This window comes from Arcicella sp. GW458-12-2-14-TSB2, from assembly GCF_059423785.1.
In genome coordinates this window covers 1-7,652 of sequence record NZ_JBWKYN010000232.1, presented here as the reverse complement: position 1 = coordinate 7,652, position 7,652 = coordinate 1, and the positions used below count along the sequence as shown (strand labels likewise).

The window sequence follows — 7,652 nt, the reverse complement described above, 5'->3', positions numbered from 1 at the left end:
AATCATAAAAAAACGGTCTAAATTAGTTTGTAGACCGTTTTTTATGCAATTTTAAAATTCGGGATGACTCATGTTTTATTGTAAAACCAATTCACTTGCTGCTAACAAATTACTAGTTGTTAGCTCTGAAAATGACTCTTCTGGTTTTTCCGTTAAATGTATCGTTTTTACGCCTGCTTTTTTTCCTGCTTTAATATCACGATGAGCATCGCCAATCATCCAAGAGGAATCTCTATCTATTTTATATTTAGCAATCGCTTTTTCTATCATTAATGAATCTGGCTTACGCGTCAATGATGCCGAGTTAAATTTTTCATGATGTGGGCTAAAGTAAATATCATCTAACAGATTCCCACATTGTTCTTGAAAATAGTTATGACATTTCCAGACATCCTCGCGCGTATAAATTCCTTTGGCAATTCCTGATTGATTGGTAATAACAATTAATAAGTAGCCTGCTTCTTTAAATCTTTTCAATGCTTCAATGGCGCCATCAGGAATAATCAAATCCTCAAGTCGGTACACATAATCTACACGGTCTATGTTCAATACGCCATCACGGTCTAAAAAAATACATTTCTTCATCACTTATAAATTTAGTCAATAGATAACAAAACGGCTTTGAAAATCAGGATAATTTGGTTCAAAGCTAAAACTACAGCACAATATAACTATTTTGTTATTTTTTTGCACAATTAGTTTTATTTTTTTATCTAATGGAATAGTATTCAGATTTTTCACAAAAAAACGCAGACTTTCTGATAAGTCTGCGTTTTTAACAAAAAATCTATTAGAAATATAAGAATTTATTGATTTTGGCTTTTAGCCATCGGATTTCGGATTTCAGCAATTGATTATTTGAAAGCTGAAAGCTGACAGCCGAAAGCCAATACTAAAGCTTATCCCAAGGAATACGACTCAACAATAAAATCAAGCCTAAGCCAAAGAAAATTAATGCATTTTTATGGCGAACAATTGCATCAGTCGCACGTTTATTCTTTGAATATCCTACCGTAATCAAAGCAATAGCAATGATGTTTGTCAAGATATGTTCAACAGCAATTTTACGGTATTCAGCAATTTTCATTACTTCCGAACCAAAGTCTGTAAATGCTTTTATCCCAAACGGACTCAAGAACAAATACAATACTAAACCGATTAATAGTTGAGTATGGTTCGAGATAAGGAAGAAAAGACCCAATTTACGGTCTGTGTCTGTGAATTCACTTTTTGACGTGAGCCCCATAGCTGCGCGTACTAAAACGATTAGCCCAAGAATGATTACGACAAAGAAAAGTGTCTTATGGATTAACTGAAAAATTTCATACATAAATTTTAGGATTTTGAATTACCAATTTTTCCCAAAGATAATAAACAAAGATTTCGTTTATAGTGTAATTTTATAAAAACATCATTAAGAACTTTAGCTTATGCTGTTTTCCTCACTTCATCCCACAAAATAATATTTCATGAAAAAAACTTTATTGATTGCATCCCTTTGTCTCGGAAGTATGGCTTTGGGCGCATTTATTACTAAATCACTCGAAAATGAAGCCATCACGATTGATATCGTAAAAAAGGCCGAAAAAATTATTGGTTTAGAGTTTACTCAGCCAGAAGCAGATTCAATGCTTGCTAAACTTACTACTACTCGCAAAAATTTTGAAGAAAACAGAAAGGTTGAACTAAAAAATGAAGTGGCTCCTGCCCTAGTTTTTAATCCATTACCCCAAGGATTCGAGTTTGAAAAAGGTGCTTCCTATTTCAAAGCATCTACTATTGCAAAAATCACTTTGCCAAAAGATAAAAATGAGTTAGCTTTTTACTCTGTCAGACAATTGGCTGCTTTAATTCAAAGTAAACAAATTACTTCATTAGAGTTGACCAAATTCTTTTTAGAACGGCTGAAAAAGTATGACCTTCAGTTAGCGTGTGTAGTTACCCTTACGGAAGACTTAGCCTTGAAACAGGCTTCACAAGCAGATGCTGAAATAGCTGCTGGAAAATACAAAGGTTTGTTACACGGCATTCCGTACGGAGCAAAAGATTTATTGGCAAAAAAGGGTTATAAAACCACGTGGGGTTCTGTACCCTACAAAGACCAAGTCTTGGATTACGACGCAACCGTTATTCAACGGTTAGAGAAAGCTGGAGCAGTTTTATGTGCCAAACTAACCTTAGGTGAATTAGCCATGGGTGATGTTTGGTTTGGTGGTACTACTAAAAACCCTTGGGACTTAAAGCGTGGTTCTTCTGGCTCTTCGGCAGGATCAGCCTCATCAGTGTCAGCGGGATTATTGCCTTTTGCTATTGGTTCTGAAACGTTAGGGTCTATTGTTTCTCCTTCTTCCGAATGTGGAGATACAGGTCTACGTCCTACTTTCGGTCGTGTACCTCGCACGGGTGCGATGGCGTTAAGTTGGAGTATGGACAAACTTGGGCCAATCTGTAGAACCGTTGAAGACTGTGCCATCGTATTTAATGCTATTCTTGGAGAAGATGGACATGACCAAAGCGTTATGAACGCACCGTTTCAGTTTGATGGTAACAAAAAAGACTTGAAAGGCATTAAAATAGCTTACTTGAAAAAAGATTTTGAAGGGAAATATCCTAATAAGACGCAAGATTCACTTACCTTGGTCACGATGAAAAAATTGGGAGCAGAATTAATTCCTTTAGAATTGCCAAACCTACCATCCAGCGACATTAGTTTTTTGTTGACTGTGGAAGCAGCAGCAGCTTTCGATGAACTGACACGTTCTGGTAAAGATGATTTAATGGTTCGTCAAGTTAAAAATGCTTGGCCAACTTCTTTTAGAGCAGCCCGACTCGTCCCTGCGGTTGAATATTTACAGGCGAATCGTCATAGAACTTTATTGATTCAAGAATTCAACAATAGGCTGAAAGGAATTGACGTTTACTTATCACCAGCTTTCGCTAGTAGAAATTTGACAATGACGAATCTTACTGGTCATCCGTGTGTAGTATTACCTAATGGTTTTCGTGCGGAAGGTCGCCCTACTAGCATTACATTTATGGGTAAACTATTTGGCGAAGGCAAATTATTACAAGTAGCAAAAATTTATCAAGATGCCACAGACTTCCATTTGAAGCATCCTAAATTATAAGATATGTACTTTAAACAATTGTTCTTATCAGTGGCTTTGGGTTTTCCCTTAGCCACCTTCTCGCAAGATGTTAAGCAAGAAGAGGCGCTACAGAAAATGATAGAAAGCGAAAAAGCCTTTGCACAAACATCTATCGATAAAGGCACAAAAAATGCTTTTTTATCCTTTTTGGGGAAAGATGCTATAGTTTTTGATAAAGGAATGCCAGTAAATGGACTTGAAAAATGGCAAAATCAGGATTTTCAGCAGGTTTTAACTTGGCAACCTAATTTCGCGGAAATTTCAGGCGCTGCCGATTTGGGTTATACGGCGGGTAATTGGCAAATTCATGATAAAACAGCAGACGGAAAATCTTTTGGTTTTGGTACCTTCGTTACTTTGTGGAAAAAACAAAGCGATGATACATGGAAAGTTGCCGTTGACATTGGCGTAGGTCATGCAGATAATGCTAATAAAAGCACACCAATCGTTAAGAATTATCCTGTTTTTAAACCTGCCGATTTAAAAAATCCTGCTACCTTAGCCGAACGTTTTGTTTTTATGCAGGATCATTTCTTTTGGAAAAATGCTAAGACGGCTCTCAATCCCTTTGAGCCTCATTTATCTCAAAATGTTAGGATTTATAGAAATAGCCAACTGCCAATTGTAGGGAAAGACCCTGCTGGAGCTTTTCTGAAAAAAAGCTATGATAAAAAACTTATCTATACTGGCTTAAAGGCGATTGCCTCAGCATCAGGCGATTTAGTGTGTGTTTACGGAACTGTATCGGGAAAAGGCACCTCGGGAAGTTACCTGAGAATGTGGCGTCAGGAAGCAAAAGGGGTTTGGAAAATCACCTTAGAAATCGTAAGTATTTAATTTAGCATATTTCAATTTACCCATTATGTACGCTTTAAAAAATTGCCAGATATTTACTTCTGAAGAAATTCTTAACAATAAAATATTAGTGATAGAAGCTAATAAGATTGCAAGAATATTGGACGAAGAAGACATTGAAGACTTAGACAATCTTTTTCCTGAAATTCAACTTATTGATTTGAAAGGCTTCAATATTGCTCCTACTTTAATAGATATTCAGATTTATGGCGGTGGTGGAAGTTTATTTAATTCAAAAACTACGGAAGAGACTATTCATAATACCTACCTTGAAATTCGTAAATCTGGCACTACGCACTTTCAGATAACGCTTTCGTCAACACCGCTTGATAAAATACTTGAATCGATAGCGGTAGCTAAAAGCTATCTCAAAAACGGTGGACAAGGATTGGCAGGTTTACATTTAGAAGGCCCGTTTTTTAGCTTTCCTAAAAGAGGTGCACATGTGGCTGAATTTATCAGAAAGCCCACAGACGAAGAACTGAAAACCATTATTGAGGCTTGCGTGGGTTTGCCTACTTACATGACCATCGCACCTGAAGAGTTTACAGATACACAATTAGACTTACTCTTACAAAGCGATATTAAAATTGCGGCTGGTCATAGCTCTGCTACTTATCAGCAAGCTAAATATGCTTTCAACAAGGGAATTAAAAGAGTAACCCATTTATTTAATGCTATGTCGGCTTTTCAAGGACGTGAACCTGGCTTAGTAGGTGCTACTTATGATTCTGAGGCTTGGGCAAGTATTATTCCTGATGGCATTCATGTTGATTTTGCTAGTGTGAAAATCTCTAAAAAAATAATGGGCAAAAGACTGTTTATCATTACTGATGCAGTAACGAATGATGTTTCGGGCGATTATAAATTTATTCACGCAGGTACGCATTATACCGATACTAAAGGAACGCTTTCAGGCTCTGCTTTAACGATGATTCAAGCAGTCATCAACTGTGTTGAAAAAGTAAATATTCCATTACAAGAAGCCCTCAGGATGGCTTCTACATATCCCGCAGAAGTGTTAGCACTAGACCATTCTTTAGGACATATCAAAAATGGTTATCAAGCCAACATGATTATCTTTGATGATTCCCTCAATATTAAAGGATTAGTTGAAAATGGTTGCTTAGAGTGGTTTTAGGTAATGGTGAGTGAGTGAATTGTGAGTTAGTGAATTAAGGGAGAAGATATTATTAATTAATTTATTAATTCTAAGCATGCAGTTATTAAAAGATTAACCTTCCTAAGATAATTAATATAAAATCTGACATCCGAAAGCCGAATCCCGAAAGCATCAAGTAAAAAATGAATTTGATTTCTAAACAGCCCAATACAGGTACTACTATTTTCACGGTAATGTCCAAATTAGCTTCCGAACACGGAGCGTTGAACTTATCACAAGGTTTTCCTAATTTTGATTGTTCTCCTACATTAACAGAACTAGTGAATTATTACCTTAAAAAAGGGATGAATCAATATGCCCCGATGACGGGTATTCAGGCACTCCGTGAAGTAATTGCACAGAAAGTAAGCGATTTGTACCAAGTTCACTATCACGCAGATAGTGAAGTAACCGTAGTGTGTGGTGCTACAGAGGCATTGTATGCTGCCATAACAGCAGTTGTTCATCATGGCGATGAAGTTATCTTGCTCGAGCCTTGTTATGATTCCTATGCCCCTGCTATTACTTTAAATGGTGGCATTCCTGTGTACGTGACCTTGACTCCAGAAAATGACTATAAGATTGATTGGAATATTGTAAAAGGGAAGATTAATGAACGAACGAAATTAATTATCCTAAACACGCCTCATAATCCTACAGGGACTGTTCTTTCACAAGAAGATTTAAATAGTTTAGCTGAAATCATTAAAGACACTAATATTTTCCTGATTGGCGATGAAGTATACGAACACATTATTTTCGATGGCCTTGCTCATTGGTCTTTGCTTCGTCACCCAATTTTAAAAGAAAGAAGTTTTATTTGTGGCTCTTTTGGGAAAACATTTCATGTTACTGGCTGGAAAGTTGGCTATTGTTTAGCTCCTAAACAATTGAGCGAAGAATTCAGGAAAGTACATCAATGGCTAACGTTCTCTACGGTAACCCCTATTCAATATGCTTTGGCTGATTTTTTACAAGACCCTCAAAACTATCTTTCAATTCCATCGTTCTATCAAGAAAAGCGTGATAAGTTTTTAGCTTGTATTAAAGATTCTCGCTTTACCTTTACACCTGCTAAGGGCAGTTTCTTTCAATGTGTAAATTATGAAAGAATTACGGATGAAAACGATTATGAATTAGCGATTAGGCTCACTAAAGAAATTGGTGTGGCTAGCATTCCAGTTTCTGTATTTTACAACCAGAAAAATGATTTTAAAATACTACGATTCTGTTTTGCGAAAGATGATGAAACACTAGAGAAGGCTGGTGAGAAATTATCGAAACTTTAAAAAACCTACTCGGCTATAAAGTTTCGATAATTAATGGGCATTGCACTTTTTTATAATTGGGCTGGTGATTAGATTGTGTTAAAATTTTAAGTTAAACTGATTTTCCGAAAACATGAAAAATTCAATTTATATAATATTACTATTTGTTAGTTGCATTGCCTGTACCAAACAGCCTAAACTAGCTGGTCTGGATCTTGAAAAATGGCGTGCTGATCGTGGTGGTTGTAAAGGCGACAGATTGAAAATGGTTGAAAAACTAAAATCTTTAAAAGACGAAATAAAAGGCGTAAGCTCAAACGATATTGATGATTATTTAGGCAAACCCGATATTCAACAATTAGCAGACCGTAGCCAAGAATACTATATTTATTTCTTAGAACCCGGCAATCACTGTGATGACATCAAAAAAAAATCTTCTGCACAAATGATGGCCGTGAGGTTCAGTGCTATGGGCATGGCTACAGAAGTAAATTTTCAAAGAGGAATGCCCGAAGAATAATTTAAAACTTTATCGGCAAAACATAAAATGAAGCAACCGATATTCCATGTATCTGAGCAGGAATCCAATTGTGCATTTTTTTGACTAGTTTTATTACCTCAGCACTCAATGTGGGAGAAATACCTGTATCCAAAACGTGAATCTTACTGATTTCTCCAAAACGCTCTACTTTAAATCTCACTAATACAGTTTCTCCTTTATAATCACTTGGACGAACTAAGTTTTGAGAGATAAATTTATTTAGTTCATCATTCTTTTCTGAGAATTTTGCAAGCGTTTCAACTTCGTAATAGGTTGAGTCTAAATCAAGTGTCATATTTTCAAAATAAGACCGATTATCTCTATCTTTTTTGTTGGCAAGACTTACATGAGTTTCTAAAACACTAGCGATAAGATTTTTATCTTTTTCTGAAAAAGGAGCTGAAGAAATGGTGCTTTTTTGTGCTTGGGCACTATTAATCCCTAATAAAAGGACCAATCCCAATAGTGTAAAGGTTTTCATAATCGTCTACTTAGGAATTTTATAATTTTAAAAAACAGGCTAATTTCTATTAATTCTCATGGTACTTTTCTGAACAAACAATCCAATAATATTTATTATTCAAGGCTGGAAAATTAAACTCTATCGTCTATCTAGTTTATTAACTTATGATAAGGATTGAAAGCACAAAATTAAATATTTTTTTGATGTTTCCAAT

General features: G+C 35.8%; 8 protein-coding genes. 5 read left to right on the top strand and 3 right to left on the bottom strand.

Going from position 1 to position 7,652, the window contains the following annotated elements:
• Positions 1–75 precede the first annotated feature (75 nt).
• Together AC07XN_RS22235 and AC07XN_RS22230 are read right to left on the bottom strand one after the other, a co-directional pair.
• Positions 76–585, bottom strand: a complete 510-nt coding sequence (locus AC07XN_RS22235; protein WP_309923042.1) for a D-glycero-alpha-D-manno-heptose-1,7-bisphosphate 7-phosphatase — start codon at positions 583–585, stop codon at positions 76–78.
• A 307-nt stretch (positions 586–892) separates the two neighbouring features.
• On the bottom strand, positions 893–1,330 hold the full coding sequence (locus AC07XN_RS22230) for a hypothetical protein (RefSeq protein WP_494744646.1): 438 nt from the start codon (positions 1,328–1,330) through the stop codon (positions 893–895).
• Positions 1,331–1,469: 139 nt separating this feature from the next.
• On the opposite strand from AC07XN_RS22230, the gene AC07XN_RS22225 reads away from it, so the two are divergent.
• The 5 genes from AC07XN_RS22225 to AC07XN_RS22205 all read left to right on the top strand — a co-directional run bounded on the left by AC07XN_RS22225 (position 1,470) and on the right by AC07XN_RS22205 (position 6,954).
• On the top strand, positions 1,470–3,128 hold the full coding sequence (locus AC07XN_RS22225) for an amidase (RefSeq protein ID WP_494744645.1): 1,659 nt from the start codon (positions 1,470–1,472) through the stop codon (positions 3,126–3,128).
• A gap of 3 nt (positions 3,129–3,131) precedes the next feature.
• Positions 3,132–3,986, top strand: a complete 855-nt coding sequence (locus AC07XN_RS22220) for a YybH family protein (RefSeq protein WP_494744644.1) — start codon at positions 3,132–3,134, stop codon at positions 3,984–3,986.
• A 25-nt stretch (positions 3,987–4,011) separates the two neighbouring features.
• A complete protein-coding gene (nagA, locus tag AC07XN_RS22215) occupies positions 4,012–5,145 on the top strand; it encodes an N-acetylglucosamine-6-phosphate deacetylase (RefSeq protein WP_494744643.1) in 1,134 nt (377 codons plus the stop codon).
• A gap of 164 nt (positions 5,146–5,309) precedes the next feature.
• Positions 5,310–6,455: a methionine aminotransferase gene (locus tag AC07XN_RS22210; protein WP_494744642.1), complete on the top strand. Its 1,146-nt coding sequence runs from the start codon at positions 5,310–5,312 to the stop codon at positions 6,453–6,455.
• A gap of 112 nt (positions 6,456–6,567) precedes the next feature.
• Positions 6,568–6,954, top strand: a complete 387-nt coding sequence (locus AC07XN_RS22205) for a hypothetical protein (protein WP_494744641.1) — start codon at positions 6,568–6,570, stop codon at positions 6,952–6,954.
• Position 6,955: 1 nt separating this feature from the next.
• Here AC07XN_RS22205 and AC07XN_RS22200 read toward each other — a convergent pair whose 3' ends face one another.
• The gene (locus AC07XN_RS22200) at positions 6,956–7,456 is read right to left on the bottom strand and encodes an energy transducer TonB (RefSeq protein ID WP_309923056.1); all 501 of its coding nucleotides are present in this window, start codon (positions 7,454–7,456) and stop codon (positions 6,956–6,958) included.
• Positions 7,457–7,652: the final 196 nt, after the last annotated feature.